At 61.2% G+C, this 26,182-nt stretch carries 24 protein-coding genes, 1 tRNA gene and 6 pseudogenes; 11 read left to right on the top strand and 20 right to left on the bottom strand.

From position 1 onward, the window contains the following. Window positions 1-81: 81 nt before the first annotated feature. Together I6F38_RS44255 and I6F38_RS25925 are read right to left on the bottom strand one after the other, a co-directional pair. Window positions 82-189, bottom strand: a pseudogene (locus I6F38_RS44255) (IS110 family transposase); the annotation flags it as partial. Between the two features lie 446 nt (window positions 190-635). Then, complete coding sequence (locus I6F38_RS25925; RefSeq protein ID WP_179077185.1) at window positions 636-848, bottom strand: hypothetical protein; 213 nt, start codon at window positions 846-848, stop codon at window positions 636-638. A 113-nt stretch (window positions 849-961) separates the two neighbouring features. Between I6F38_RS25925 and I6F38_RS25930 the strand changes: the two genes are divergently transcribed. From I6F38_RS25930 to I6F38_RS25945, 4 genes are all read left to right on the top strand, one after another. Then, a complete protein-coding gene (locus I6F38_RS25930) occupies window positions 962-1,402 on the top strand; it encodes a hypothetical protein (protein WP_225162326.1) in 441 nt (146 codons plus the stop codon). Beyond that, window positions 1,332-1,811, top strand: a complete 480-nt coding sequence (locus I6F38_RS25935; protein ID WP_225162351.1) for a hypothetical protein — start codon at window positions 1,332-1,334, stop codon at window positions 1,809-1,811. Before I6F38_RS25930 ends, I6F38_RS25935 begins: the two co-directional genes overlap by 71 nt. Window positions 1,812-2,460: 649 nt before the next feature. Further along, the gene (locus I6F38_RS25940; RefSeq protein WP_225162327.1) at window positions 2,461-2,640 is read left to right on the top strand and encodes a hypothetical protein; all 180 of its coding nucleotides are present in this window, start codon (window positions 2,461-2,463) and stop codon (window positions 2,638-2,640) included. Then, entirely contained in the window at window positions 2,640-2,816 is a 177-nt protein-coding gene (locus I6F38_RS25945; RefSeq protein ID WP_016841004.1) for a hypothetical protein, read from the top strand. Before I6F38_RS25940 ends, I6F38_RS25945 begins: the two co-directional genes overlap by 1 nt. A gap of 1,078 nt (window positions 2,817-3,894) precedes the next feature. Here I6F38_RS25945 and I6F38_RS25955 read toward each other — a convergent pair. Both I6F38_RS25955 and I6F38_RS25965 read right to left on the bottom strand, forming a co-directional pair. Next, window positions 3,895-4,212 (bottom strand): annotated as a pseudogene (locus I6F38_RS25955) (IS21 family transposase); the annotation flags it as partial. Window positions 4,213-6,432: 2,220 nt separating this feature from the next. Beyond that, a pseudogene (locus tag I6F38_RS25965) lies at window positions 6,433-6,632 on the bottom strand (transposase); the annotation flags it as partial. A gap of 295 nt (window positions 6,633-6,927) precedes the next feature. Here I6F38_RS25965 and I6F38_RS25970 point away from each other — a divergent pair. The 3 genes and pseudogenes from I6F38_RS25970 to I6F38_RS25980 all read left to right on the top strand — a co-directional run bounded on the left by I6F38_RS25970 (window position 6,928) and on the right by I6F38_RS25980 (window position 9,960). After that, on the top strand, window positions 6,928-7,698 hold the full coding sequence (locus I6F38_RS25970; protein ID WP_225162329.1) for a Crp/Fnr family transcriptional regulator: 771 nt from the start codon (window positions 6,928-6,930) through the stop codon (window positions 7,696-7,698). Window positions 7,699-8,196: 498 nt separating this feature from the next. Next, window positions 8,197-9,708, top strand: a pseudogene (gene istA, locus I6F38_RS25975) (IS21 family transposase); the annotation flags it as partial. After that, window positions 9,706-9,960 (top strand): ATP-binding protein, encoded by a 255-nt coding sequence (locus I6F38_RS25980; protein ID WP_225162349.1) that lies wholly within the window; start codon window positions 9,706-9,708, stop codon window positions 9,958-9,960. The pseudogene istA and the gene I6F38_RS25980, both read left to right, overlap by 3 nt. Before the next feature lie 529 nt (window positions 9,961-10,489). On the opposite strand, the gene rpoH is transcribed toward I6F38_RS25980, so the two are convergent. The 7 genes from rpoH to groES all read right to left on the bottom strand — a co-directional run bounded on the left by rpoH (window position 10,490) and on the right by groES (window position 15,703). Continuing rightward, window positions 10,490-11,416 (bottom strand): RNA polymerase sigma factor RpoH, encoded by a 927-nt coding sequence (gene rpoH, locus I6F38_RS25985; RefSeq protein WP_038383543.1) that lies wholly within the window; start codon window positions 11,414-11,416, stop codon window positions 10,490-10,492. 80 nt (window positions 11,417-11,496) lie between these two features. Next, window positions 11,497-12,003 (bottom strand): hypothetical protein, encoded by a 507-nt coding sequence (locus tag I6F38_RS25990; protein WP_225162352.1) that lies wholly within the window; start codon window positions 12,001-12,003, stop codon window positions 11,497-11,499. An 18-nt stretch (window positions 12,004-12,021) separates the two neighbouring features. Continuing rightward, window positions 12,022-12,342: a hypothetical protein gene (locus I6F38_RS25995; protein WP_038383545.1), complete on the bottom strand. Its 321-nt coding sequence runs from the start codon at window positions 12,340-12,342 to the stop codon at window positions 12,022-12,024. 70 nt (window positions 12,343-12,412) lie between these two features. Further along, window positions 12,413-12,868, bottom strand: coding sequence for an Hsp20 family protein (locus I6F38_RS26000; RefSeq protein WP_018272795.1), 456 nt, complete (start codon window positions 12,866-12,868; stop codon window positions 12,413-12,415). A 326-nt stretch (window positions 12,869-13,194) separates the two neighbouring features. Beyond that, window positions 13,195-13,521, bottom strand: coding sequence for a hypothetical protein (locus tag I6F38_RS26005; RefSeq protein WP_225162330.1), 327 nt, complete (start codon window positions 13,519-13,521; stop codon window positions 13,195-13,197). Window positions 13,522-13,722: 201 nt separating this feature from the next. Beyond that, window positions 13,723-15,345, bottom strand: a complete 1,623-nt coding sequence (gene groL, locus I6F38_RS26010; RefSeq protein WP_225162331.1) for a chaperonin GroEL — start codon at window positions 15,343-15,345, stop codon at window positions 13,723-13,725. A gap of 43 nt (window positions 15,346-15,388) precedes the next feature. Continuing rightward, complete coding sequence (groES, locus tag I6F38_RS26015) at window positions 15,389-15,703, bottom strand: co-chaperone GroES (protein ID WP_016844150.1); 315 nt, start codon at window positions 15,701-15,703, stop codon at window positions 15,389-15,391. Window positions 15,704-15,939: 236 nt separating this feature from the next. Between groES and I6F38_RS26020 the strand changes: the two genes are divergently transcribed. Continuing rightward, window positions 15,940-17,037 carry a trypsin-like peptidase domain-containing protein gene (locus I6F38_RS26020; RefSeq protein ID WP_225162332.1) on the top strand — a complete coding sequence of 366 codons (1,098 nt, stop codon included), beginning with the start codon at window positions 15,940-15,942 and terminating at the stop codon, window positions 17,035-17,037. Between the two features lie 123 nt (window positions 17,038-17,160). Here I6F38_RS26020 and I6F38_RS26025 read toward each other — a convergent pair. Continuing rightward, window positions 17,161-18,250, bottom strand: a pseudogene (locus tag I6F38_RS26025) (IS1182 family transposase). 129 nt (window positions 18,251-18,379) lie between these two features. Continuing rightward, a complete protein-coding gene (locus I6F38_RS26030; RefSeq protein WP_085970550.1) occupies window positions 18,380-19,390 on the bottom strand; it encodes a PAS domain S-box protein in 1,011 nt (336 codons plus the stop codon). A gap of 162 nt (window positions 19,391-19,552) precedes the next feature. Between I6F38_RS26030 and I6F38_RS26035 the strand changes: the two are divergent. Beyond that, window positions 19,553-19,705 (top strand): annotated as a pseudogene (locus I6F38_RS26035) (transposase); the annotation flags it as partial. On the opposite strand, the gene I6F38_RS26040 reads toward I6F38_RS26035, so the two are convergent. Together I6F38_RS26040 and I6F38_RS26045 are read right to left on the bottom strand one after the other, a co-directional pair. Continuing rightward, window positions 19,706-19,792: transfer RNA gene (locus I6F38_RS26040), tRNA-OTHER, on the bottom strand. Between the two features lie 75 nt (window positions 19,793-19,867). Further along, window positions 19,868-20,071: a hypothetical protein gene (locus I6F38_RS26045; protein WP_016843872.1), complete on the bottom strand. Its 204-nt coding sequence runs from the start codon at window positions 20,069-20,071 to the stop codon at window positions 19,868-19,870. Between the two features lie 829 nt (window positions 20,072-20,900). On the opposite strand from I6F38_RS26045, the gene I6F38_RS26050 reads away from it, so the two are divergent. Then, window positions 20,901-21,995, top strand: coding sequence for an amidohydrolase family protein (locus I6F38_RS26050; protein ID WP_225162333.1), 1,095 nt, complete (start codon window positions 20,901-20,903; stop codon window positions 21,993-21,995). A gap of 64 nt (window positions 21,996-22,059) precedes the next feature. Here the strand turns inward: I6F38_RS26050 and I6F38_RS26055 are convergent, their stop codons facing one another. Further along, complete coding sequence (locus tag I6F38_RS26055; protein WP_225162334.1) at window positions 22,060-22,341, bottom strand: hypothetical protein; 282 nt, start codon at window positions 22,339-22,341, stop codon at window positions 22,060-22,062. Window positions 22,342-22,460: 119 nt separating this feature from the next. Continuing rightward, window positions 22,461-23,132 (bottom strand): Crp/Fnr family transcriptional regulator, encoded by a 672-nt coding sequence (locus tag I6F38_RS26060; protein ID WP_225162335.1) that lies wholly within the window; start codon window positions 23,130-23,132, stop codon window positions 22,461-22,463. Here I6F38_RS26060 and I6F38_RS26065 point away from each other — a divergent pair. Further along, window positions 23,122-23,274 (top strand): hypothetical protein, encoded by a 153-nt coding sequence (locus I6F38_RS26065; protein ID WP_225162336.1) that lies wholly within the window; start codon window positions 23,122-23,124, stop codon window positions 23,272-23,274. The genes I6F38_RS26060 and I6F38_RS26065 overlap by 11 nt on opposite strands. Window positions 23,275-23,489: 215 nt before the next feature. Here I6F38_RS26065 and I6F38_RS26070 read toward each other — a convergent pair whose 3' ends face one another. The 3 genes from I6F38_RS26070 to I6F38_RS26080 are packed head-to-tail and all read right to left on the bottom strand — an operon-like array spanning window position 23,490 to window position 26,179. Next, window positions 23,490-24,329, bottom strand: a complete 840-nt coding sequence (locus I6F38_RS26070) for a phosphodiesterase (RefSeq protein ID WP_225162337.1) — start codon at window positions 24,327-24,329, stop codon at window positions 23,490-23,492. 3 nt (window positions 24,330-24,332) lie between these two features. Continuing rightward, complete coding sequence (locus I6F38_RS26075; protein ID WP_225162338.1) at window positions 24,333-25,397, bottom strand: ABC transporter ATP-binding protein; 1,065 nt, start codon at window positions 25,395-25,397, stop codon at window positions 24,333-24,335. Continuing rightward, window positions 25,394-26,179 (bottom strand): ABC transporter permease subunit, encoded by a 786-nt coding sequence (locus I6F38_RS26080; RefSeq protein WP_028336858.1) that lies wholly within the window; start codon window positions 26,177-26,179, stop codon window positions 25,394-25,396. The genes I6F38_RS26075 and I6F38_RS26080 overlap by 4 nt, the downstream gene beginning before the upstream one ends. Window positions 26,180-26,182: the final 3 nt, after the last annotated feature.

A 26,182-nucleotide genomic window follows, 5' to 3' on the forward strand; every position in this document is an offset into this window, starting at 1 on the left:
CGCGCCAAGAAAATTTGAAAGCTCAATTATTCCACGGTCAGGCCCAGTCGGCCATAATAACATCGCCGATTATGGGACAAAATCGGGTTCGCTCGCGACCTTCGCCTCCTTCAGGATTTTACCCTGGGCATCCACAACGCACACGCTCGACAGTTCCAATGACACGTCGATTCCGGCATAGTTCTCCACTAGTCCTGCTCCGGATCGAACCGGTACTCCACGCGACCGATTTCGGTCGGGATCCCGTTCCACCAATGAGTGCACTGGCCTCCAAGCGCGAGCTCTCCTTTTTCCAGCGCTCGTCGTCGACCCGACGCTTATTTTCCAGCACGTCGATCTGAGCGCGGATCTTGGCTACGCGCCGCTCGTGTCGCTCGCGCGCTACATCCAAAATCCGCTGCGCTTTCTCCATCGCCACCTGCCTGCGCTTGCGCAATCGGTCGCGCGCGGCCTGCTCCTTTGCTCGCTGGCGATCTCGGTGCCGCTCCCCACGCCATGACCCGGCGCGAACACGACCCTGGCGTTCTTGTGCTCGCCCGGGCCGAGCGGCAGCGGCTTCCGTGTCTCAGCCCGAGCGGTCACAGCTTTGGATTTCTTCGCGCCTGCTTTCGTAGCATCCACCATGGGCGGCGCATCTAACGCGGACCTTTAGCGCGGCGCGGCGGACGGTCGGCCGAAGAAACGGGCGATGACACCGAGCGCTTGCGCCGGCGAATGCGGACCACGAGGACTTCGCCGGCAATGGCCACGGGCCTACCGCCGCGCTTGCCGCGCCAGGCAGCCGCGTCGGCCTCCAGGCTGGGGGATCCGGCGGCCTCCCCGCCGCGGTCTTCGATGGTGGCGCGCATCTCGTCTTCCTTCCGCATTGCCCGCCGCATAAAACCGGCAGAAGCGCCCTATGTTCCAGCGTCCGGAACGTGCGTACGTCGTCGCAGTTAGCTCGGCAAGGAGACGTCCGCGCATGAGCCTGAGACGGTCGATTGAAGGTCTTGGACCCTACCCTTCGCTGCTGCTCTTGGCGCTTCCGATCGCGACGGTCGAGCCGCTGAAGCTTGCTGCCGTGGCGCTGGCGGGCAAGGGTCACTGGATCACCGGCACGGCGATGATTGCAGCCTGCTACGCCTTCAGCCTCCTGATCGTCGAGAGGCTGTTTGTCATCGTGAAGCCGAAGCTCTTGAGCATTTCCTGGTTCGCAAGGCTGTGGGAAGGATTCGTCTTCGCCCGGGCCCGCTTGTGGCGGGTCCTCGGACTTCGCCCTGACCGAGATTCTTCCGCGCCCTCCCCACGGCCCAAGCACACCCAGCCGTTCTCCGACCGACGGTCTCCCGGAGATGAGCCGCAAGTCGACACTGCCAAAGCGCCTACAGCCGATGCTGGCCAGTTTGACCGACGCGCCTTTTGACGATCCCGGCCGGGTGTTCGAGGACAAGTATGACGGCTTCCGGATGGTCTCGGATACCGCGGCAACGCTGCGCTATCTACCGCCGCGCCCGCGCCATCCGCATCCCACCCTGGTCGCCGCCCTCACTGACCTCGACAACAGCGTCGTCGGCGCTCGGCTCGAAGGCGATAAATCGAGGCCGCGCCCACCCTTCTCGCCGTGGTGGATCATTAACCGCATCCTGGCGGCTGGCGCACTGGAGACGATGAACGAGGAAGAGCGGGCGGTCGTCATGGTGATGATAATACCGGCGCCCGGCCGAGCGAGATCATCAATCTACGCCGCAAGCACATCATGCTCGAGCGAGGCCGAAGTTTGCGTGTCAGCCGATCAGCAGCCACCCAATGGCGAGAGCAAATGCAATGAATGACACTCCGACTAATCCGAGAAAGCTATAGTCTAATGCGTCCAAATGGCTCGGCTTGAGCATGGGCTCCCCCACTTCCGGAGAAACCGGCCCCCGCGCCCCGGGGAGAGCGCTTAGGCCGATAGGTTGGTCCCACTCCTTCATCGTACCGAACTAAACTACGTTAGTTGCAAGTTGTTCCCGACGGAGACGGCCCCAGCGCTTGGGAGCACGCTGGGGCCATCGGCCTTCCGCTCACACTGTCCGAATGCGGTTTGGTCGGGGGGGATGGTGAGAGCTGCATTCGGATGACAGACGAACAAAGCTCGGCCCCGTTCGTTCCTAGCTGCCATAGAAAACAAACGCTTAACGGGCGCGCCCGCAGGCCCGCCCCTGCGGCGAACTGTGATCGGCGGCGACAACTCAAGAACGACTTCGTGGTTATCCATCGGGGAGAGCACGATGGGATGTTCGACGTGCCTGACGTCTGCGACAGTCCTCAAGACAAAAACTACCTATGCCCGGTTTGCGGTGAGATTGCTGTGACCGTCTCTGCTCAGGGGGCCGCGTTTTTGTCTCGTGCGCTATCTGACCTCACCTGCGCCAATGGACACAGACTTATAATTACACCAGGGGGCAAGGTCGTGGCTGCCCGAAGCTCGAGAACAGATCAATGGCAGACCGCAATGCAGAAACGGCGCGCCTGATGAAGGTAACGGAGGCAATCGTCGCTGAGCTGGCGCACCAAGGGGCGGCAGAGGCTGTGGCCGACCTCGGCTTCAACCCGCTCGAGCTGGCCCGGGTTGTCATCCGCGCAGCCGACGGTTACGTGGTGCCATTTCGGAAGCGGTGATGGATCTGTTTCTCCGCCCCATCGTAATAGTCAGCGAGACGATTCCCGACGACTTCGTGGCGATCCACGAGGGCCGGAAAGTCGGCAAGGCCAGTACCGACATTTGGGAGCCGTTCGATCCGGTTCGGCTAATCAAGCATGACGCTGAGCACCAGCACCACGGCCGCAATACTTAGAAATCCGACTATCAGAGTCCAGTCTCGGCGCTCTTCTGTCATAGCTTTTCACGACACCGATCGGCCCCAATGCTCCGGGTAGAACACTGAGGCTGCTGATTCCGCTCGATATCGCCCACGATTCCGGAATGATCTCGCCCACCGTTCCGATTTGATGTCGCCCGCCATTCCGAGATGATCTCGCCCACCATTCCGGGATGATGTCGCCCGGGGTGACGAGGCCTATTCTGGCTCCGATACGGTCCCGCCTTTCGGCTTTGCGAAGGGGGACCTGGATGCCGACGGAGAGGTTTGCGATGCGCCATGTGCGCGATGTGATCAGATTGAAGTCGGCCGGGATGCCGACCCGCGAGATTGCGCGGCGGGTGGGGACAGCCCCCTCGACGGTGCGGTTGAGGGTTGACGATCCACCGGTTCGAGGCGGCGGGGCTGACCTGGCCATTGCCCGAGGCGTCTTGCAGCGCGAGCATCGGATCTCGAGCCAGGGGTACGCTTGCGGAAGTCGACTGGATGGCTGGCCAGGAACACCTTCACGCCGAAGATCATGCCGAACGGACCGCCCGGATCACCCGCTGTAGCTGCGCCTCGTCGACGTCCACGCCGACGCGCACGATCACCTCGCCAATGGCAATTTTCGATCACAGCGCCTGACACAGACGCCACCTCACCCCCGCAACTTGAGTGCCGCTCGCGATAATGTCGTTCCGCCCGAGCATCACGGCGCCAGGCAAACAGCTGCGACGGGTGAATGCCAATCCGACGAGCGATCGCCGAGACGCTCGCGCCAAGGACGCGAAGAATGTTGCGAGAAGGCAAGGACCGTGCGATTCTGGACCGGACGGCCTTCGTCGCCGCCGCTATCGCGGAGGACGGCCTACACGTTACGCTAGCGACGCGACGCCGGGCTACCGCCGCAAGCGCACCGGCACGTCTTCCAACGGCCACATACAGGCGACCGGTCTCGACGCGCGCCGACGCAAGCGATTCCGGCACCATCCAACATGGCGCGAGCTCCGCGAGCAGAGCACATACGAGCATGTCATGCAGTTTGCGGCAACCCCGCGGCCTAGCGCGCTCGCATTACCACCGGCAGGCCGTCGCCGGCATAGTCGACGAACAGCTTGTCGCCGGCCGCATGCGGACTGGCGCATCGTCACCGACAGGCGGCCTTCCAGGCGCGGTAGAGCTCGCAGAACCGCGAATAACGATACCCGCCGGGTTCGCTCGCGATGTACTCGTCCCACAGGATCGACAGCGTCACATGCTTGCGCCGGAGTTCGCGGTGTACCGCCGCCCAGTCCGGCTCGGCCTGCCCGCGATGGCCCCGCCGGGTGCCAGGACCGGCTCCCGCGCTGGCAAACAGCCGGGCTTCCAGCGCAGCGTCGGTGATGTCGTCGCGCGGTCGACCTGGCTGCCCTGCCCCATGTCGACCTGCGTGCATGACCTAGTCCGCCGGCTGCGCTGCGTGAAGTGCGGCAAGGCCGGCAAGCGGCCGGCCGCCGAGCTGTCGCAGCTCGCGCGCCGCCAGCCGAGCCAGATGGACGATGCGCCAAGACCGCCCTCATCCGCCGCCGTGATCGCGAGCGCCAGGAATGCTGGCACATCTTCTACGGTGACATCCACGTGGCATGATCGCCGAGCGCTCCGGTTCGCCGGTGCAATCGCCAACGTGACCGACCCCGAAGCCAGGCCTGACGATCCGGCCAGCCGCAAGCGCAAGCTCATCCAAGAGCCGGAGCCGTTTCAAAAGGTGCGCCGCGACAGAAACCGAAAATGATCGCAGCCTCAAGTTCGTTGAAGGGTCGAAGACTAGCTCCGCGCGTTGATTAGCCAGCTCAAATGGGAGGTCAACAATCATTAAAGACCGAGACCGACGGGCGCCGACGGCTGCGGAGCGCGAAGCAAACAAAGCATTCAAAGCTGTCACGCCGACGGAAGCCATGACGGATTACGCCAAAGCGCAAAAAGCGATTCACGATAATCGAAAGCGCCTAAAGGCCGAACGGCTGGCGCGGGAGCGCCGAAGCGGCCAACCGCACAAGAGCGGGCTAAGCGTCCCATCTGGATGATCACGGAGGTGGAGGGTGGAATGGCCCTGCACTTCCGCCGAGTCGATACTGAACTGGAGATATGGATCGCAAGCAGCGACGACTATTCATTCGTCATCAGCAACGAGTGCCGGAGTGGACCTGGATTGCATGGAGAGCCGGGCTTTGTTGCATCATATCGCCCCGACTTTCTGAATATGCCAGCGGCTCACGTATCCGGGTCTCCCCTCAGTTCGTTCGCTGAAGCCGAGCGGGCCTGCAATGCGTTCCTGGGGCGCCTCCTCATTGAGGGATGACCACCGCCTTCCGCTCCCTGCGCGACGGCAAGGACGACACGATCGGTGGGCTAGGAACATTGGCCGCGTCTTCGGAGTTGCCATTGGCGTGAATAAATAAGGAGGGAAGCGATGGGACGAGGCGTTTTGCTTTGGCTTTTGGGCGTGCCAATTCCTGTGATCATCCTGCTGTGGTTGTTCTTTGGGCACTGACTTCGTATACCAACGCAGTCTGCCGGCGCAGCTAACTAGGATCCATTTCGGGCGGCACATCGAGCGATCGAATGATCGAGCCCTACCTTTCAAGGCCGTGCAGTTAAACTGTCTGGATCTACACGGACGCGGCCAAGTAAATCGGCGACGAGGACCACATCAAAGTTTTCGCTTCGATCGAGGCCGCCGAGAAATGGTTCGAGGAAAACGCCCCGGAGCGCGGCGTGGCATTTGAGTACGCTGTCCTGGAGTGAAAATGGCAAAGGCCTTACTGCTCTCATTGCAATTGCTGCATTGGCTATTAATCGCAGGGGTCGCGCTGATAGCGGTTGGCCTGATTGGCCCCTTGTGGCCGGACCAATGTCCAGGGCGAAGCAACCACAGAGCCAAGTTCCGAGCCGCGCCCCCAGTTGTGGTCGAGTAGCTCAGCCATTTGGCTTTCGCCCTCACAGATCCGGACGGGCGGATTTCCCGCACCCGGCTCTTCCCGAGGGTAACCCTCGTCAGATCCCCGCCATTCGGTCGAGGCCTGCGGAGCCGATTTTAGCGGACGCCAATAGAGCTAGGAACTCCGTTCTCCCACGGAGAACCCCGGTAATCCATTCGCGCTATGGATTGAGAACGAATCGAGGACCCACGATATGGGCAGTCTACTTTGCAGGCAGTCGCACCGGCTCGGCGAGAAACCTGACGGCATCCGAACGTCCGATAAACAAGAGTCGGCCATGTCGTTCCGTCGTTCCTGCGCCGCTAGAAAAGGCGTCAGCACCTTTGGGGGCCTGGAGGCCGGCGCTGAGGCCAGTCGTCCTATGATGAATCGGGGTCGTGACTAACACCGGCGTCAGCGTCGGCACTCGGAATCAGTTTTCTATCGCGGCTCAATGGTTGGCCTGCACGTCCCCCTGCCGATGCTTCGCCGGCATCCTCGCGGAGGCCTGCGCACGGCTTGGGGTCGATGCGGTTCGCTATTCCTTCATCGTAGTGGACTTGCACCACCTACTCCTCGCCGGTCTCCCGGCGCACCCGTGTAAAAACGGCTTCAAAGGGTGTCGGCTCGGAAGCCCAGGAAGCGTGCCACTCTCAGAGGATGATCGCGGAGATCAGTGACTTGGTCCCGACGATGTTAATGACCCGGGTCAGATTATAGGCCAAGACCGAGAGTCCATCTCGGCCGCTACTTTTGGGAGCGTTTTGGTAAGGAAGTGTGTCGCTCCCATGCGGGCCTTCATCGTGCCGAACAGATGCTCGACCGTCTCCCGGCGCTGACGCATGGCTTCTGGGTTCGCGTCAAAAGTCACCTGCCGCGCGCGATGAGCGCCTCACCCTCAAATGCCCCTCGGATTGGGGGTGTCCTATGCGCTTCTGGCGCGCGCGACACCGGAGCGGAACGGGAAATCGCTTGGTGGCCATACATAGGAATGCCGCGGTGGGACGTCGCCCGGTCTGACCGCCAAGGCCGGCTTTTGGACCGAAGCGGCAGTTTGGATCAAGGACAACAGGCCAGTTAGGAACGTGCGCGCTTGGCGCGGGTTTCAAACTTTGGTTGTTTCTGCGCGGTTTCAGGGAACATCCGTGATGGCGCTCCAGACCCGCCTTGGGAATAGACTTTTGGCGGCGTTGCCCGCAGCCGACTTCAATTTGCTTGCGCCCCATCTTCAGAAAACGTCTTTCGGGTTCGATGCTGTGCTGGTACGAACAGGAGACGAGTTCAAGCAGGTCTATTTCCCCCTCAGCGGCGCCATCTCGTTCTTAGTCGAAATGTCGGGCGGTCAGATTGTGGCGTCCACTCTCATGGGCTCAGAAGGAGCGGTCGGCGCGCTCTCCGTCCTAAGTCCCTCCCGGTCGCGATCGCCGGTCACGGCAACGGCCTATGTCGCCGGAAGCGCGCTCCATGTACCTGTTTCACAATTGCAGCATGTCTTTGAGCAAAGCGCTGCGATTAGGCGTGTTCTTCGTTTCCATTTTCGCACGCAATTGTTGCAGCTTCAGAACGTAGCAGCCTGCAACGCGGTCCATTCGGTGGAATGCCGTATGGCCCGATGGCTGCTCGACATTCACGACCGAGGTGCGGACAGCCGAATTCAATTAACGCAGGAGGCGTTAGCACAACTCCTCGGGGTGCGCCGAACGACCGTGACGCTAACGATGCGTAAACTTCGAGCGGCCGGCGGCATCATTTCAGAACAGCGACGAATGCTAGAGATCGACCGAACGCGGCTCGAGACGATTGCATGCGAGTGCTATGGCCTGATGCGTGACAGGGTCAACGGCATGTATGATGAGGAGTTGCTAATGAGCTCGCCGAATACTGCACATGCGCAGCACTGCCTTCCTCATGAAATTTAGTAGTTAGAGCGCGATGGTTGCGCGATACGCAGTAAGCATTCGCCCAGGGCCGCGGAGCCTAGTTCCGGTGCGATGATGTGTGGACGGCTTGTTTTCCGCGGTTGATGGCCGGTTCGTGCGATGGCCTCGTTGCTTTCGAGGAGCGAGGGCATGCGGATCGAAGACCAGCTTCGCGATCGGCTGAAAAAGGTGGAGGCGCTCTATTTCGGCGCGGCCACGGCGGGAGAACGCGACGCCGCTGAAGCCGCAGCAGAGCTGCTGAAGGCCAAGCTTGAGGAGGTCAATCGTCGCGATCCTCCGATCGAGATGAAGTTCAGCCTGCCAGACCAATGGTCGGTCCGGCTGTTCATTGCCCGTGCCGGCGTTATGGCATCCGGCCGTTCCGATATCCGCGGCAGCGCGCGACGACGATCATGGTCAGGGCGCCGCGCCGCTTTTTCGACACCGTGGTGTGGCGGCAGTTTTCCGACCTGCCTGCTGATTCCGCTCGATGTCGCGATGCGCCATGTGCGGAATGTGATCAGATTGAAGTCGGCCGGGATGCCGACCCGCGAGATTGCGTGGCGGGTGGGGAAAGCCCCTTCGACGGTGCGGTTGACGGTTGACGATCCACCGGTTCGAGGCGGCGGGGCTGACCTGGCCATTGCCCGACGACATCACCGACGCTGAGTTGGAAGCCCGGCTGTTTGCCAGCGCGGGAGCCGGTCCTGGCACCCGGCGCGGCCAGCGGCGTCTGGCCGAGCCGGACTGGGCTTTGATGCACCGCGAACTCCGGCGCAAGGATGTGACGCTGTCGATCCTGTGGGACGAGTACATCGCGGGCGAACCCGGCGGGTATCGCTATTCGCGGTTCTGCGAGCTCTACCGCGCCTGGGAAGGTCGCCTGTCGGTGACGATGCGCCAGTCCGCATACGGCGGGCGACAAGCTGTTCGTCGACTATGCCGGCGACGGCGTGCCGGTGGTGATCGATCGGCTCACCGGCGAGCGGCGCACCGCACAGATTTTCGTCGCGGTGCTCGGCGCTTCGAGCTCCACCTACGCGCAGGCGACCTGGACGCAGGGGCTCGCCGACTGGATCAGCGGCCACGTCGGCGCCTTCAAGGCGATCGGCGGCGTGCCAGCGCTATTGGTCCCGGACAACACCAAGGTCGCGGTGATCAAAGCCTGCCTCTACGATCCCAGGATCAACCGCAGCCACGCCGACATGGCAGCGCATTACGACACCGCTATTCTGCCGGCCAGGCCGCGCCGGCCTCGGACAAAGCCAAGGTCGAGCAGGCGGTTCTCATGGTCGAGCGCTGGCTGCTCGGGCGGCTGCCCTACCGCACGTTCCACAGCCTTGCCAAGGTCAACGCGGCGATCGCCGACTTGCTCACCCGGCTCAACGAGGAACGGTCGATCCGGCGGCTCGGCGTGGCTCGCCGCAAACGAGATGGCCGGCCGGCGCTGAAGGACTTGCCGGAGAGCCCCTAAGTGTTCGCCGAAGTGGCGGATCTGCCGGGTCAGCATCGACTATCACGTCGAGGTCGAAGCGCATTACTACAGCGTCCCGCATCGCTTCCTCCGCGCCGAGGGTCGAGGTGCGCTTCACCGCCCGCACTGTCGAGATTTTCCACAGGGGCGAGCGGATCGCCGGGCGTCAGCGCATGAGCGGCAACCACAAGCACACCACCGTGCCGGAGCACATGGCGTCCAGTCATCGGCGCTACGCCGGCTGGACCATCGAGCGCATCCGCAAGGAGGCCGCCACGATCGGGCCTGCCACCGCGGCGCTGTGCAACCTGATCCTCGATGAGCGGGCACACCCCGAGCAGGGCTTCCGCGCCCGCCCCGGCATCATCCGGCTCGCTCGATCTTACGGGCAAGAGCGGCTCGGTGCCGCCGCCCTGCGGGCGATCGACATCGGCGCTCGCACCTACGGCTCGGTCAAATCAATCCTCACCAACAATGATCGACGTCCTTCAACCAAGCGCTCCGCGGACAATGCGCCGATCCTTCATCCCAACATCACGCGTCCGCCCCTCGATCAACTCCACGCGCTCGGCCTTCATGGCATGGCCAAAGCCTTTGCCGACATCGAAGCCGGCGGCGATGCTGCAAGCCTCGGCCATGCCGAATGGCTTGCGCTCCTGCCCGAACGCGAAGCGTGGCTGCGACGCGACAAGCGGCTCTCCAAGAGGCTGCAATACGCCAAGGTGCGTCAGCAGGCCTGCGTCGAGGACATCGACTATCGACCACTTCAAGTCGATTCAGCGTACTGATCGTGTGGCTGTCCATACGTACAGTTCTCAACCATCAGCCCAGCACGCCACAAGGCGTCTTCCCTCGGAGGCTTACGAGAAGGAAGCCCTTCGCTTCAGATCTTCCAGGTTGTGACCGGGATGCCAGCGCTCAAAATCCTCGCGGATCAGGGATTCAAGCTTAGTCCGCTCTTGTTCGCTCGTGGCGCGGGCGTCGAAAGAGACATCTCGGGGCATGGCTCATTGCATCGCCAAGAGAGAGTCGCTCGCTGACTTCTGCGGGTGGTGTGCGCATGAAGCGTCGAGCGCATGGACAATCCGCTGCGTGGACTGACGGCCCGCTCATAGTTGCAGCTTTGAGGCATTGCTTGAAACCAACGCAGAAGGCGCCCCGCTCTTGCCTGGCTGCTCGATCTGCGGAATGGCACGGTCGTTATCGGTCCCATGCGCGAAGAGCAGCAAGATATGTCGTGCCGCGCAAATGGCTCCTGCCGCGGCCATGCTATTCGCGGTCATCAGACAAAGAATGAATGGCGTTAGCATCGTACAGTCAAGCGCCTGAGCCGAAAGTGTGTTTACCGTTCCTTCGAATGTTGTATGGACTTTTCAGACAGGCTCCTCCTGTCAGCATCGCGGACTGTACCTTTTCAAATGACCGTTGCTCGATTTGGCGGACACGCTCGCGCGATATTTCGTACTCTAAGGCAAGCGCCTCGAGCTTCGGGGGATCTTCACTCAAATAGCGTGCTGTGAAGATATGCCTTTCACGGGGGCTTAGCTTCTCAATGGCTGCTGTCAGAGCTTGCCGCCGTTGAGCCAGTTCCTGGTCCTCGGCCAACGTCACGTCGTGAGTAGGCGACGGATCTACCAGCCGTTCGAGGGCATCTCCGACGTCGCCGGCATCCTTGTGACGTAAATTCAGGGACAGGTCGCCGCGCAGGCGACGGTCCATATTCACGACTTCACGTTCGGGTACCTTGAGCTGAGCGGCGATCGTCTTGACCTGTTCTGGCCTCAGATCCCCGTCCTCCAAGGCGGAGATCGCACTCTTCGATTGCCTCAGTTTGAAGAATAACTTCTTCTGGGCAGCATCCGCCGTGATCTTCACCAGCGACCATGAGCGAAGAACAAAATCCTGGATCGTTGCCTTGATCCACCACATGGCATAGGTGGAAAGGCGGATGCCCCGCTCCGGATCGAATCGCCGCACGGCCTGCATCAGGCCGACATTGCCCTCGGAAATGATATCGGCAATGGGTAGCCCATAACCTCGATATCGCATGGCGATTTTCGCAACGAGACGCAGGTGGCTTGTCACCAGGCGATAAGCCGCTTCACGATCGCCGCGGTTTCGCCATCGCCGACCAAGAGTGGTCTCTTCTTCCCGAGTGAGGATCGGAAATTGTCTAATTTCCGTTAAATACTTCGTCAGCCCGGTGCCGAGCGACGGCAATTTCTGAGAAACAGCTTGAGACATTTCCCCCTCGCAGCGCTCAACAAATTCCCACCTCTGCCGCGCTCTCGTCAGGGTCGCGGCAGAGCAACAAAAGCATCGGTCTACAAAGCGGGACTATCGTCCGCCTCATGGCTGCCAAAACGTCGGCCTTTTCGGTTGGAGCCATTGGTCCTTCGATCCGAATCGGACTCCAGAAGGCGCAGGGCATCCACGATGTCGTCGAAGCTCACAGCTCCATCGATTGTCCGGTTCAATTCTGGATCGTCTTTCAAGGCGCAAGCATCCGCGGCCCAAAGCGATAGAATGGCCCGTTTCTCGTACGAGGTGAGGTCGCAATCATCGACAACGTCCATCGGATGAGCAAACGCCTCGGCTGGATGCAGCAGCCGAGCCATCTCCAAGTTCATTGTTCGTCGGCGATCCGTCTGCAGCGAGAGGCGATCGGGAAACGTCTCGTGCAAAAGGGCCTCCACGGAATGCTGCTCTTCGCTCATCCGGCGTGCGATATACGCTCGCTCTAGGTCCGACAGCCGCGTCGCGAGCAGCCTGCGGTAGCGCCGAATATTGGCGCGATGGGCACGCAGGCGTTCAAGATTTCCCTTGATCATCACTCGTCCCCTTCCGGCTCAGGCGGCCAAGGCACGTTCGGTTGAGCGCAACCGACAAGGCTTTCCACCCGGAGGATTCCGGGGTCCGCCGTCGAGTTCGCACAGGGCCTCGAGGATTTCATCGATCGATACGGGCTTCTTCAGTCCGGCGGGCGAGCGGAGCGACGGGCATGATGCTATCGCCGATGCGTCGGACGCCCAGGATGCCAGAATTGCCCGCTTCTCGGCCGTCGTCAGGCCGGCATGGCACACGACATCCCTGGGATGTTCGAAAGCGGTGCCGGGATGCAGGAGCGCGTTGAAGTCAAACACGTTGTCGTCAGCGGTCGTCGGCCGCATGGTATCCTCCTTTGCATTGACGACGAGCGGCAGCCGCGCGAAGCCTCGCGCGGCGCCGGTCGGAGCCTGCTTAGGCTGCCTTGGCTTCCAATTTCTGGACATTGTCGGCCGATACGCCGTTGATTGCGATACGGCGCGGCTTCATGGCTTCCGGGATTTCCCGGACCAGCTCAATTTTGAGCAAGCCGTTATCGAATGCGGCGCTCTTGACCTGAACGTAATCCGCCAGGTTAAACTGCCGCTTGAAGCTGCGGGTGGAGATGCCGCGGTAGAGAAAATCGCGCTCAGCCTTCTCCGACTTGCTGCCCTCAATGGTGATCACGTTCTGTTCGGCCGTGATCGCGATCTCGTTGGGCGCAAAACCTGCAACCGCCAACGAAATCTGGTAGCGGTCCTCAGACAGCCGTTCGATATTGTAGGGCGGATAGTTGTCCTCGCCGGCCCGCTGGGCCATTTCCGCGAGGTCAAAAAGGCGATCGAAGCCAATGGTCGAACGCCAAAGGGGCGAGAAATCATAAGTGCGCATAGCCAAATCCTCCAAAGAGCAAGATGGTTACGAGCGGCACCGGACACGACCGGTGCCCGTCTCAACGGCCGGACCCATGCGGCGCCCGGACACCACCGTTCGGTGGCGACAAAAAAATTAGCAAAGTCGTTTTTGGTTTCAAGAGGGGGCCAAAAATTTTTTAGGGCTTTGGTCCTCGGTAACCTGACCTGACGTCCGTTTCGTTAACAAGGGCCAAAGCGAGTTATGCACGGGCCCGCAATTCGGCAGCGCGGTTGAGGCGCAGGTTCGCCGTCCTCGCGTGCCAGGGAAGCTGCGTGACCCATAGACGGGTCGCGCGTGGAGCATTAGCTCACCCGGGGGGCAGTCCCCTCGAGGTCGGACGGAAGACGAAGGACATGGGGTTCATTGCTGTCTGGCAACAGCAGCGTGTCCATCTTGAACAGCGGCGGGCTCGGTTTCCAGCTCATCCACTGCATCGAATCCGGATAGGGGATGGGCGGAAGCGGCAGAAGGTGGTTCGCGCGCTCGGGGATCTGTTTTGACGGACCGTCCAGGCCCCAGGCACCCGCCGGGAGCAGCATTGCCGCATAAGCGAACGCGCCCGCAATCATCATTCGGGCCCGGCGGTCTGAAGTCTCAGCACGAGCGGAAAGGGTATCATTTCTTGTCATCTCATCCTCCTAATTTCGGCAAGCTGATCCAAGCGATGGTCGGAAGGCTGAGGGCGAACATGAGCCAATGCATCACAGCCGCCCCGCCGTTGGGTGGTGGAGATTGCATGCGCCTGCTCATCTGAAGCTCCTTGGTACTATCGTTGCTTTCTCGTGGTGGATCGGATGAGCCCGGCCGTCGCCGGCCGGGCTCAGGGTTGATCAGAAGTCCATGGACTGCGCGGCAGGCGCCGTCTCCGCCTTCTTCGGCTTGTCGGCCACCAGTGCCTCCGTCGTGATGAGCAAGGCGGCGACTGAAGCCGCGTCCTGCAGCGCGGTGCGGACGACCTTGGCAGGATCGATCACGCCCGCTTTGACCATGTCCTGGTACTCTCCCGTGGCTGCGTTGAAGCCCCAATTGTAGTCGGCGTTCTCGAGCAGCTTGCCGACGACGAGCGAGCCGTCTTCACCGGCGTTCTGGACGATCTGCCGGGCAGGAACCTGGATGGCGCGACGCACGATATCGATGCCGGCCTTCTGATCTGCATTAGAAGCTTTGAGACCATCGAGCGCCTTCCACGCGCGCAGAAGCGCCACGCCGCCTCCGGGCAGGATACCCTCCTCGACCGCGGCGCGCGTTGCATGCATTGCATCGTCGACGCGATCCTTTTTCTCCTTGACTTCGACCTCGGTGGCACCGCCGACGCGGATTACGGCGACGCCGCCAGCGAGTTTCGCCAAACGCTCCTGCAGCTTCTCCCGATCGTAGTCGGAGGTGGTCTCCTCGATCTGCGCCTTGATTTGGGTGACGCGGGCCTCGATGTCCTTCTTGGCGCCTGCGCCGTTGACGATGGTCGTGTTCTCCTTGTCGATGACGACCTTCTTGGCGCGCCCGAGCATGTTGAGGGTTACGTTCTCGAGCTTGATTCCGAGATCCTCCGATATCGCCGTTCCGCCGCTGAGAATCGCAATGTCCTCGAGCATGGCCTTGCGGCGGTCGCCGAACCCGGGCGCCTTGACGGCTGCCACTTTCAAGCCACCGCGCAGCCGATTGACGACAAGAGTCGCGAGTGCTTCGCCCTCGACGTCCTCGGCGACGATGAGCAGTGGCTTGCCCGACTGCACCACCGCCTCCAGCAGCGGCAGCATGGTCTGGAGCCCGGAGAGCTTTTTCTCGTGGATCAAGATGTAGGGATCCTCGAGCTCGACCCGCATCTTCTCTGCGTTGGTCACGAAGTAGGGCGAGACATAACCGCGATCGAACTGCATGCCTTCGACCACTTCGAGCTCGGAATCGAGGCTCTTGGCTTCCTCGACGGTGATCACGCCCTCATTGCCGACTTTCTGCATGGCATCGGCAAGGAAACGGCCGATCTCGGTGTCGCCGTTGGCGGAAATGGTGCCGATCTGCGCGATTTCCTCGTTTGAGGTGACCTTCTTGGCATGCGCCTGCAGGTCCTTGACGATGGCTTCGACCGCTAGATCGATACCGCGCTTGAGGTCCATCGGGTTCATGCCGGCGGCGACCGATTTTGCGCCTTCCTTGACGATGGCTTGGGCTAGCACGGTCGCCGTCGTGGTGCCGTCACCGGCGAGATCGTTTGTCTTCGAGGCGACTTCGCGCACCATCTGTGCACCCGTATTCTCGAACTTGTCTTCGAGCTCGATTTCCTTGGCAACAGTGACGCCATCCTTGGTGATGCGCGGGGCGCCGAAGGATTTCTCGATGACGACGTTGCGTCCCTTGGGACCAAGCGTCACCTTGACCGCATTGGCGAGCGTATCGACGCCGCGCAGCATCCGCTCGCGGGCCTCAGTTGAGAATTTCACGTCTTTGGCAGCCATATTATCTGCTCCTTTCTCGAATGACTGTCAGCTTCCAGCTTGCTCAGGCGGCCCTCTTGAGCGAGGCGGCCTTGTCGACCACGCCCAGAAGATCGCTTTCCTTCATGATGAGGTAGTCCTGGCCGTCGATTTTCACTTCGTTGCCGGACCACTTACCGAAAAGCACGCGGTCGCCGGGATCAACGTCGAGGGGCACCAATTGCCCTTGCTCATTCCGACCGCCAGGGCCCGCGGCGACGATTTCACCCTCCTGCGGTTTCTCCTTTGCGGTGTCGGGAATGATGATGCCGCCAGCGGTCTTTTCCTCGGCATCAATGCGGCGCACGAGCACGCGATCGTGCAATGGGCGGAAATGCATGCACATCCTCCTGATTAGGTCAGCGATGTCAAAAATCCGGGTCCGGGAACCGGTCCCCGGGCGGAAGCGACTTAGGTAACGCACAAAATCCGTTCAAGAGCTTCTACGAAAATTTTGCGCCTCATCCGAACGATGCACTGAAGGCTCTTGAACAGTCGACTTGAGCCAACCAGTTAATCGCCGCCACCGCCCCGGAGGACGGGGCGATAAACGCGGTGTGCTGCCGGAGAGAAACGATGCGATACTTGCGTGGGCTTGCGCGACTCGGGCTCGGCTCGACGCTGGTGTTAACCCTTTCCGGACCGCCAGTTCTCGCCCAAATTCCAGACATCAACATCGGCCGCGTGCCAACCCTTGCGCCGTTGGTCAAGGAGGTGACGCCGAGCGTCGTCAACATCTCGGTGCAGGGACGCGTGCGTGAGGACAATCCGCTGTACCAGGATCCCTTTTTTCGGGAGTTCTTCGACGTTCCGAAACAGCTGGAGAAGGAAATCAACGCCGCCGGATCGGGCGTGATTGTCGACGCCCAGCGCGGCTATGTGTTGACAGCAAACCACGTTGTTGCCAACGCGACCGCAGTGCAGATCAGAACCAAGGATGGCCGAAAGTTTGCCGGTCGCGTGGTCGGCCGCGATGCGCCGACCGATATCGCACTACTACAGGTCAAGGAGCCAGTCGGGCTGAGGGCCATCGCGCTGGGCGACAGCGACGCGCTTCAGGTCGGCGACTTCGTCATCGCGGTGGGTAATCCCTTCGGCCTGGGCCAGACCGTCACGTCAGGCCTTGTCAGCGCGCTCGGGCGCACCGGCCTTGGCAAGCACGGCTATGAAGACTTCATCCAGACTGATGCTGCGATCAATCCCGGCAACTCCGGTGGCGGCTTGATCAATCTGCGCGGCGAACTCGTTGGCATCAACACGGCGATCATCTCTCCGGGAGGAGGCAATGTGGGAATTGGCTTCGCGGTACCCATCAACATGGCCCGCAAGGTGATGGAGCAGCTCGCCCAGACAGGGCGGGTCGAGCGTGGCCGCATCGGCGTTGCGCTGGAGGATCTCGAGGCGCCCGCTGCCGGTGTGACGCAGGGGGCCCGTATCAAGGAGGTCAGTCCCGGCTCGCCCGCAGAGCGCGCGGGCCTTCGCCGCGGCGACATCATTCTGAAGGCCAACGACATCCCGATCCGCAGCGCCACGCAAATGCGCAACCTCATCGGGCTGACCGCGGTCGGTCAGCAAGTTCGGCTGACTATTGAACGAGAGCGCGCTCTAGAGAGCGCCACGGTCGAGGTCGCACCGTTGGCCGAGCCGAAGCCGAGAGGGCGCGGGCCGGGGTGAAGAATGTTTGCATATGACCGATTCCGTCGAAAAAGGCTGGCAGTATTTCGTTGTAATAGCTCCGTCGCGACGTGGCCGAACTGCTCTACCGACCCTATGCGAGCCTCGGGGTGGGCATCGGGATCAACTGGCCATCTTTCGAAGGTTTTGGGCGGTGGCTGCGAGGATGAACTCGTCGCGCGCGCCGTTTGGACCTCGTAAACGCAAACGGTCGAGCTTGAGAATGCGCTTGAGGTGCGCCAACAAGCGGAGCCGGCGCGAGGTGCCTCCCTCCCACGATCTCGCGATGTGGCGCGCCATGTCGCGAGCGCCCTCGTAGATCGAGCGCGGCACTCTCCGTGAGGCCTGCTTGGGGCAACACCGAGCCTTCAATGTGCATCGATCACAATCGCGCTTGCTGGCGAGGTAAAGCATGGTGGCACCATCATTCACCAACGTTCCCGTCGTGGTAAGAAATTTGCCGCCAGGGCAACGATAGATGTCCCCAGCATGGTCGTAGGTGAAGTCGTCGCGCGAGAAGATCCCGCCTGTGCGGGCCGACTTGTCGAAGACTGTAACGTGCGGCTCGATGCCGTGCTCATAGACCAGCCAGGCGAGCATCTCGGCCGAGCCATAGCCACTGTCGCCGAGGAGCCGGCTCGGATAGAGATCAAACCGCTCCAGCGACCGCTCAATCATGCGCTTAGCGGTCAATACCTCCGCCTGCCGGATTGCCGTCGTTGCCCAAGTCCCTTATCGCCTTCGATCGCCTTCTGCCGATTTGCATCGGCCTTGACTAGGCTCGCATCGACTGCAAATCCTTCGCCGCCGACCAGTCGTTCCTCGATGCAGTGGCGCAGCACGCTCTCGAACACGCGACGGAAGAGGTCGCTCTGCCGGAAGCGCCTATGCCTGTTCTTGGAGAATGTCGAATGATCTGGCACCGCCCATCCAGACCGAGCCGGCAAAACCACCGGTAGGCCAATTGAGGTGAACCTGATCGCACAGGCGCCGCTCCGATCGGATACCGAAGCAGTAACCGATCAGGAGCATCCGGATGATCAGCGATCGAAGGCCGACCGATGCTGCTGTAGAAAAGCGCCAGGTCCCGCCGGACCTGTTCAAGATCGACAAACCTGTCAATCAACCGCAGCAAGTGATCAGTCGGGATATGTCTTTCGAGCGAGAACTCATAGAACAACGCGGCCTGTTCGACTTTCCGATGCTCTATCATGATCTTCAGTCCTGCCAACTAGACAGACTGAATCACCGATATCTCTGCGTCGCAACAGCCGCCATTTTCAACAGAATCGGCCATAAGCAAAAGTTGTAGCGGCGAGAGCAGCGAAGCTCGATTGGCATCTCACGTCGGAACGGCGATTTCGCAAACCAGCCCTTCCGCGCGCCAGTCAAAGAGCACCTTCCCGCCAAGTGGATTGATCGTCCCTTCGATGAGCCGACTACCAAATCCCTTGCGTTGGGGCGCCTTTACCCTCGGTCCGCCCAGTTCGGTCCAGCGGAGCACCAGCTGTCCATCCTCGGCGCGCGACCAGGCCAATTCTATCCGGCCTCTTGTGTTGGATAGCGCTCCATACTTGATAGCATTGGTTGCTAACTCATGCAGGACAACAGCAATCGCCTGCGCAGCGATGGGTTCTAACACCGTCTGCAGCCCCTCCATCACAATCCGCTTCTGGTGACTCTCTTCGAGGTAAGGGGCAAACTCCTGCTTGGCGATCGCCGAGACTTCGGCTCCTATCCACCGCGTTTCAACAAACAGCGAGTGAACATTTGCCATCGCTTGGATGCGCCCGCTGATCACTTCCTTGAGGCCCTCGGAGGTGTCGGACTGAGAAAGGTTGATAATTGCCTGTACGTTAGAAAGGATGTTCTTGCTTCGATGCTCCGCCTCGCGAGCCAGAATGCTAATCTGCTCCTGAGTTCGCTTCTGCTGGGTAATATCTCTAGCAATTTTTGATGCGCCGACGATGTTGCCGTGGGCGTCTTTGACAGGAGAAACAGTTAGCGAAACGATGATTGAGCTACCATCCCGACGTCGCCGGACCGTCTCGAAATGGTCGATGCGCTCACCTCGTCGGATGCGGGTTAAAATCTCCCGTTCTTCGCTGAGCCGGTCTTGCGGAATCACGAGTGTAATGGGCTGACCAATAGCTTCCGTGGCCGAGTAACCGAAAATGCGCTCGGCCGCCTTGTTCCAACTCGTAACAATGCCATCTAGATTCTTGCTCACAATAGCATCGTCGCTGGACTCGACGATGGAGGCCAGAAGATTGGCCAATCGCTCGGCGCGCTCCAGAGCCCGCTCGCTGGCCAACGGCTTGAGTTGAAATCCCGACTCGTTTTTAGGCCCCAATGGCCGCTCCCCGAAACTCAGATGCTGCACCGCCGTTGGTGCCCAATCATAACATCAAACGCAAAGAGCTGCGATGTTTCAAGCTGGGTCAAAAGTCGCCCTTGGCGGTCAGACCGGGCGACTTCCGCTTTATGACCGCAAGCCAACGTTTATGAGTACACATACGCGTCGGCTCTCGGTAAAACGGCAAATTGCCAAACGCTGGTGTCTTTAACGCTTGCGCGCGGCGAAGTGCCAGTGATGGTCGCCTTACGTCTCTTTCTGCCAGACAGTTGGACAAGCGACGTATCTCGTATGAAGCACGCTCGCATGCCAGGGAGGCGGGAGGGATCGAACCTCCGAATGGCGGAATCAAAACCCGCCGCGGTCAACGAACGCCGTTCTAGACTTGCAGGCGCCTCCGATTGGATTCCCGCCCTCGGACCTCAGGGGGCAATCTGATAGCCAGCTTAGTTTAGTGACGTCTTCTGAAGATAATCAGTTTTTGGTCTGATTCTGGCTCTGCAGAATGTGTATTTCGGCGCGCGCCAAGTGGCGACGAAGTGCGGCAATTGCTTGAAGATTCACCTCGAAGGCGACGGGGCCCATCTCCTTGGTCTCCAGTCGAATGGCAGCATGTCCGTCGGAACGCAACATCGTCTCCGAACCAGTCACATTCAGGATCACAAGGTTTCGGTCCATTTTCCCTCCCATCGAACCCGTCTCCTCACGAGGACGCTTCCTCGTTGCCTAGACGAGGCAGTGCTACCGTCGGCTTGGCTTCGGCGTAAGCAGACTCTATTTCACCTCGCTTCTTTCATTTTAGCATGAAATCGCCGTTCCGTTCCGCCAACAGATTACGCGGCTCCGCCGCACAGCGCTGGATCGCGTCGGCTCTTGAGAAAATCCCGCTATTCGTCGTTAACAGGAAATTCGTCTTAATTGATCGGCATCTACATCGCGTTGGGCAGCTAGTAAATGCGGTGAAAGCGCAAGGTTAGTGGATCATGAAGCGGATGGGGACGGACGGCGGTCTGTCGCGGTTTCAGCCCGACGGGGAATTGACGATTGGGGGCACCAGCGGGCTTTGATGTCCGGCATCGGCGCGAAATCGCGAGAGGGCTGAGTGGCCTTTGATCCAGCGAGATTGCTGGCGGCGCCAATCCGCTCAAATAGCGCTCGCGAAAGTGGCGATAGTGATCAATTCCTTCACTTGCATACTGAACGGTGCGGTCGTGATATTGGCGTTTGTCGTGTTCGTGGCCTGATCAAAGTCGAGCGAGGGTGACGCATTGCCGATCTGACCGAATGCTATCCATTACACTGCGACTTGCCCGCAAACAGCGCGATGGCATGCGCCGGCGTACTGCAGACGAAGTGCCGAAATGGCGTGACATCGTCGCAAAGGCGGGGATCAAGCCGGTCTGAGCAGATCAACATTGCGCGACACGCACAGCGTGTGATCTTGCGAGCAATAGCCAGCATCCCTACGCTCCCCCTCCATAACAAAACAACCAGGGAGGCGATCGTCATGACCACAAGGCGGGATTTCCTGAAAGCGGGAGCAACGGCGGCGGCAGGCATCGTGTTCTGCGGCTGCGGGCTCGTGCACAACGCAAATGCGCAGCAATCGCGCCAGCAGTTGCCGGTCACGGTCAACGGCAAGCGTGTCAAGACGATCGACATCCATTCGCATTGCCATTTCCGCGAGGCGGGTGCGCTGCTCGGCGCGGACGCCGGAAAATATCAATTGCCGCCGGTCAACGGCGCCTCCGAGGCCTTTGTCGAGATCGACAAGCGGCTGGCTGCGATGGACGCGCAGGCCGTCGACATGGAGGTGCTTTCGATCAATCCGTTCTGGTACGACCGCGACCGCGATCTGGCCGGAAAGATCGTGAAAATCCAAAATGAAAAGCTCGCCGAACTCTGTGCCTCGAAGCCAGACCGGTTCGCAGCTTTCGCCTCGCTGACGCTGCAGGCACCGGACCTGGCGGTGCAGGAGCTGGAGATGGCGGTGAAAAAGCAGGGGCTGAAGGGCGCGGCGATCGGCGGAGTCGTCGATGGCACCGAATTCTCAAATCCGAAGTTTCATCCGGTATGGGCCAAGGCCGAGGAACTCGGCGTTCCCCTGTTTATCCATCCGCAGGGCGTGCCCGAGCTCAACAAGCGGCTCTCCGGCAATGGGTGGCTTGGCAACACGATAGGCAATCCGCTCGAGACCACGATCGCACTCTCCCATTTGATCTTCGAAGGCACGCTCGACCGCTTCCCGGGACTGAAGATCATCGCCGCACATGGCGGCGGTTATCTCGGCTCGTATGCCGACCGCTCGGACCATGCCTGTCTGGTTGGACCGAAGGGATGCAATCCGGAGATCAAGCTCCAGAAAGCGCCGGCGGAGTACCTGAAGCAGATTTATTTCGACTCTCTGATCTTCACGCCGGAGGCGATCAGGCACCTCGCCGCCCAGGTCGGCGCCGGCCAGATCGTGCTGGGAAGCGACTATCCCTATCCATGGCAACTGGCACCGGTCGACCACATCTTCGCCTCGTCGTCGCTGAGCGACGATGACAAGGCCAATATTCTCGGGCGGACCGCAGCAAAGCTGCTTGGCGTAGCCGCTTGAGGACGGCTTGCTGGCGGACAAGCGGCTGTCGTCGCGCCTTGCCGCGCGACGACGGCATCAACGATCAGTAGGCCCTCACCATCCGGATCTCGCTGCCCGGCCGAACCGTTGGTGCCACCTGCGCGATATTGGGTATCGGATCGGTGTAGACGGTGTCGGTTCCGACGAACTCCGCTTGCGCCGCGTCCGATATCCATCTGACCGCCGCCGGATGACTGACCAGCATCCCGATCAAGGCAACGACGACGAGCAGCGGCAACGCGACAAGCTTGATGCTGAAGCTCTGGTAATTATGCTGTAAGTCCTGCCGCCGCTTGTCGAAAGAGCTGTGCATGGATTCCTCCATATGTGCTCCCCTGACGCGTCACTTACCGCAGCGCACGCAAGGCCGATGTGAATGGCTTCACAGGCGTTCTTCAGCTCACCGTTTCGTGAGATGCGCGACCGACCGGGCAGCCGGCGCGACTACTCGCCGTCGTTCGCCCCGGCGTCGACCAGTTCCTGGAGCGTCTCGGGCTTCAGCACGACGATCGCGCCATGCTCGAGCCTGACCCAGCCGCGTATCGCCCACGCGCGGAGCTGCTTGTTGATGCTCTCGCGCGTCATCCCGACCATCTCGCTGATCTCCTGCTGGGTGATCGAGATGGCGCGCCCCTGCGGCTTGTGCTTGTCGCTCAGGCGCAGCAGCGCGCTGGCCAGACGGCCGGGCAGGTTCTGCAGGATGACCTGCTCGACCTGATCGCTGGTCCGGCGCAGTCTTTCGCAAAGCAGCTCGATGAACTTCATCGCAAGCGTCGGCTGGCTGCGCACGAACGGAATGAACTCGCGCCGGTCAATGACGAACAGCTCGCAATTGGTGTTGGCGGTGGCATCGGCCGTCCGCGACAAGCCGTCGAGCAGCGCGATCTCGCCGAAGATCTCTCCGGCCTCGATCAGGTTCAAAATTGCGTTGCGACCATCCGGCGACGAGATGCTGATCTTGACCGTGCCCGAGATCACCGCAATCAGGCTGGTGCCCGGATCGCCCTTGGAAAAGATCGTCGTGCCCCGCTTCAGCGTGGTGTGCTTGGCATAGCGGCAGAGCTGATCGAATGCCTCGGGCTCGAGATCGGCGAAATAGGGGTGCTTGCGCAACACCGACAGCTTGTTGTTCGAAAACAACGGCGCGCCGGAAATTCGTTCTATGGGCGGCGCTCCGGTCATCGTGATCCAGACTGATTGTGTTGCGTTCAATCGGCCCGCCAGCACAGCGGACGCCGACAAAGCCATCGATCAATGAAGCAGATAGAAGTATAGCCCCCCCGGGGCCCTACAGCAACAAAGGTCCGTTCCGGCGCAGTTGGGATGGAAGGCATGCAAGGTACAATTTGGAATAAATCTGCGTCGATGCAACGCTCAATTGCAGCTGCGGGCTGCCCTTGATCTGACTGCCCGGCCCATCCGCGACAATCTCGCCTGGTGGATCCGTCTGTACGAGGGGTCAACGCAGCCAACTCACAGCAGCTTGCCGTCTGGCCCAAAGAACGGATGCGGCCCGTCAAACTGACCGATCGGGACCTGGTGCGTAACCAATTGTCCAAAATCCGGCCCGCCAAACCACGTGTGCAAGTGAAATGCCGGCGGTTCCACCTTGAACGATGGTTCGCGGAGCTCTCCGAGGTCCAGGTCGACCGCATGGTTCGGCGCGGGGCACAATGTCGCGGGAATCCCGGCGAAGGAGGTCAGCATGGCACGATGGACGTGCCCGCAACCGATCAAACGCGCCCGCGGGTGACGCCTGACGATTGCTGCCAGCTCTGCGGCATTGAAAAGGTCCTGGCGGTCCATGTGCCAGATGCCGCCCTTGAACGGCGGGTGATGCAGGAAAAGCAGCGCGGGCCGGTCGACTGCTGCCGCCAGTCTCGCGTCCAGCCATTGCAGTGTCGACGGTTCGAGCATGCCATGAGGCTTCCCGGCAACGCTTGAATCAAGCAGCAGCAGATCGAGGCCATCCACCTCGATCTTCTGGTCGAGCGGGCCTGTCGCGTGAACATAGGGTGCGGCAGGAAACGCGGCGCGCATCCACGCACGCGAGTCGTGATTGCCGGGAATTCCGGCAAACGGAACGCGCAGCGGCGCGAGCAGCCGTTTGAGATGGTCGTATTCCTCGACCGACGGCGTATCGACAAGGTCGCCCGAGATGACGACGAAATCGGGCGTCGGCTCGAATCCATTGATCGCCGCCACGCAGCGTTCAAGCGCCTTCGCGGTATCGACCCGGCCATAGGCGAACGCTCCCGGCGGCTTGATGTGGAGGTCGGAAATCTGGGCGATGAGGACCGGTTTCGACGGCATCGATCATTCTCGTGGTTCGGAGGGAAGCAGACGAACAGCGTCGGGCGCAATCGAAAGTCCGACACGATCGCCGATCCTGGCTTGAACCGTGTTGGGGGCGTCGACATTGAGCGGCTTGCTCGATGCATCACTCACGACGAGCCGCTGTCGGTCGCCGATAAAGCTGACGGAATCGACGGTTCCCGAGAGTATCCCCTCGCCCGCCTCTGTCACGCCAATGGTTTCGGGGCGGATCATGACGGTCGCGTTCGCGGTCGTCGCGCCACCCTCGATCGGCAGTCGCCCGCCGGGCAGGATCAACACGCCGTTCTCGACCGGAGCCTCGACAATGTTCGCCGCTCCGATGAACTCCGCCACAAACCGGTCCTTCGGCGCGAAGTAGACCTCGCGCGGCGTGCCGATCTGGGCGATTGCGCCTTTCCGCATCACGACAATCCGGTCGCCCAATTCCATGGCTTCGGCCTGATCATGGGTGACATAGATCGTCGTGATCCCAAGCGCGCGCAACAGCCGGTTGAGCTCGCTGCGCAGCCGGTCCCGCAGCGCGGCGTCGAGCGCGGTCAAGGGCTCGTCGAGCAGCAAGATGCCGGGCCGGATCGCGACGGCGCGTGCCAGTGCGACGCGCTGACGCTGGCCGCCCGAAAGTTGGTCGATGCGGCGATTCTCCAATCCGGTGATGTTCGTCAGAGCAACCAGCTCGGCGACGCGCGCGGCACGCTCGCTCCTGGCAACACCGCGGACCTTCAGCCCGTAGGCGATATTGTCCGCCACCGACATGTTGGGGAACAGGGCGTAGGACTGGAACACCATCCCGACATTGCGCCGTTCGATCGGGACCGAAGTCATGTCCGTGCCGTCGAACAGGACCTTGCCGCCGGCATCCGGCAGCTCGAGCCCTGCGATGATGCGCAGCATCGTGGTCTTGCCGCAGCCGGACGGCCCGAGCAGCACCAGCGTCTCGCCGCGCGCGATGTCTAGGGTAGCAGGGTCGAGCGCGCGCGTGCCGTCGGCAAAGGTCTTGCCGCACGCCTCGATCCGCACCGCTGCACCGTGCCCGGCCGTACTCATCGCTTGTGATCCCTGTCGGCCAGCAGCTGCATCGCGACCAAGAGCGGAATGATCATCACGAAGAAGATCAGCGTATAGGCCGACGCCACTTCGAGCCGCATCGAGGCGTAGCTGTCGGCGAGCCCGATCGGCAGTGTCTTCGTCAACGGCGTATGCAGCATCCAGGTCAGGTTGAATTCACCAAGCGACAGCGTGACCACCATCAACGCGCCGGCGAGAATTCCCGGCAGTGCGTTCGGCACGATGACGTCGCGGAAGCGCCGCCATGGCGACGCCCCCAGCGAAGCCGCCCCCTCATCCAGCGTCTTGATGTCCACGGTCGCGAACACCGCCATCACCGACCGCACCATGAACGGCATGGTGAAGATCACGTGACCGACCAGGATGAACAACCAGGAGCGACGAAAATCGCCGAAGCTGCCATAGGCGAGCAGCAGTGCAAGCGCAATCGCAAGCCCTGGGATCGCCAAGGGCAATGTGATGATCTCCTCGACGATGCGCGCAAGCCGGCCTCCCCGCGCATGCAGCGCATAGGCTGCGGGAACGCCGGCGAGCAGTGTGACGGCAAGGGTCGCGAATGCGATCACGAAAGAGAGCAGGATGGTGCCGGCATAGAGCTCCCAGACCTGCGCGACCCATTGCAGGGTCACGCCGGACTGGATGCCCCGGAAGTAGTTGACGGTGACGCCGGCGGAGATCGACAACCCCGCGGGGACCACCAGGAATGCCGCCACGAGCAGCGTGAAGATGAACTGGCCGGTGAAGATCAAGCGATCACGCATGCG

The sequence above is a fragment of the Bradyrhizobium sp. BRP56 genome (assembly GCF_020194035.1).
GTDB lineage: Bacteria > Pseudomonadota > Alphaproteobacteria > Rhizobiales > Xanthobacteraceae > Bradyrhizobium > Bradyrhizobium australafricanum.

What these genes read in the sequence shown, in the direction of transcription:
- rpoH (WP_038383543.1), bottom strand. Translation starts at nt 11,416, where the DNA reads ATGTCTCAAGCTGTTTCTCAGAAATTGCCGTCGCTCGGCACCGGGCTG.
- I6F38_RS26005 (WP_225162330.1), bottom strand. Translation starts at nt 13,521, where the DNA reads ATGACAAGAAATGATACCCTTTCCGCTCGTGCTGAGACTTCAGACCGC.
- I6F38_RS26070 (WP_225162337.1), bottom strand. Translation starts at nt 24,329, where the DNA reads ATGCCGTCGAAACCGGTCCTCATCGCCCAGATTTCCGACCTCCACATC.
- I6F38_RS25945 (WP_016841004.1), top strand. Translation starts at nt 2,640, where the DNA reads ATGGATCTGTTTCTCCGCCCCATCGTAATAGTCAGCGAGACGATTCCC.
- I6F38_RS26050 (WP_225162333.1), top strand. Translation starts at nt 20,901, where the DNA reads ATGACCACAAGGCGGGATTTCCTGAAAGCGGGAGCAACGGCGGCGGCA.
- I6F38_RS25940 (WP_225162327.1), top strand. Translation starts at nt 2,461, where the DNA reads ATGGCAGACCGCAATGCAGAAACGGCGCGCCTGATGAAGGTAACGGAG.
- I6F38_RS25930 (WP_225162326.1), top strand. Translation starts at nt 962, where the DNA reads ATGAGCCTGAGACGGTCGATTGAAGGTCTTGGACCCTACCCTTCGCTG.
- I6F38_RS26045 (WP_016843872.1), bottom strand. Translation starts at nt 20,071, where the DNA reads ATGGACCGAAACCTTGTGATCCTGAATGTGACTGGTTCGGAGACGATG.
- I6F38_RS26000 (WP_018272795.1), bottom strand. Translation starts at nt 12,868, where the DNA reads ATGCGCACTTATGATTTCTCGCCCCTTTGGCGTTCGACCATTGGCTTC.
- groL (WP_225162331.1), bottom strand. Translation starts at nt 15,345, where the DNA reads ATGGCTGCCAAAGACGTGAAATTCTCAACTGAGGCCCGCGAGCGGATG.
- I6F38_RS26020 (WP_225162332.1), top strand. Translation starts at nt 15,940, where the DNA reads ATGCGATACTTGCGTGGGCTTGCGCGACTCGGGCTCGGCTCGACGCTG.
- I6F38_RS26080 (WP_028336858.1), bottom strand. Translation starts at nt 26,179, where the DNA reads ATGCGTGATCGCTTGATCTTCACCGGCCAGTTCATCTTCACGCTGCTC.
- I6F38_RS26055 (WP_225162334.1), bottom strand. Translation starts at nt 22,341, where the DNA reads ATGGAGGAATCCATGCACAGCTCTTTCGACAAGCGGCGGCAGGACTTA.
- I6F38_RS25995 (WP_038383545.1), bottom strand. Translation starts at nt 12,342, where the DNA reads ATGCGGCCGACGACCGCTGACGACAACGTGTTTGACTTCAACGCGCTC.
- I6F38_RS25925 (WP_179077185.1), bottom strand. Translation starts at nt 848, where the DNA reads ATGCGCGCCACCATCGAAGACCGCGGCGGGGAGGCCGCCGGATCCCCC.
- I6F38_RS26075 (WP_225162338.1), bottom strand. Translation starts at nt 25,397, where the DNA reads ATGAGTACGGCCGGGCACGGTGCAGCGGTGCGGATCGAGGCGTGCGGC.
- I6F38_RS25970 (WP_225162329.1), top strand. Translation starts at nt 6,928, where the DNA reads ATGGCGCTCCAGACCCGCCTTGGGAATAGACTTTTGGCGGCGTTGCCC.
- groES (WP_016844150.1), bottom strand. Translation starts at nt 15,703, where the DNA reads ATGCATTTCCGCCCATTGCACGATCGCGTGCTCGTGCGCCGCATTGAT.
- I6F38_RS25990 (WP_225162352.1), bottom strand. Translation starts at nt 12,003, where the DNA reads ATGATCAAGGGAAATCTTGAACGCCTGCGTGCCCATCGCGCCAATATT.
- I6F38_RS25935 (WP_225162351.1), top strand. Translation starts at nt 1,332, where the DNA reads ATGAGCCGCAAGTCGACACTGCCAAAGCGCCTACAGCCGATGCTGGCC.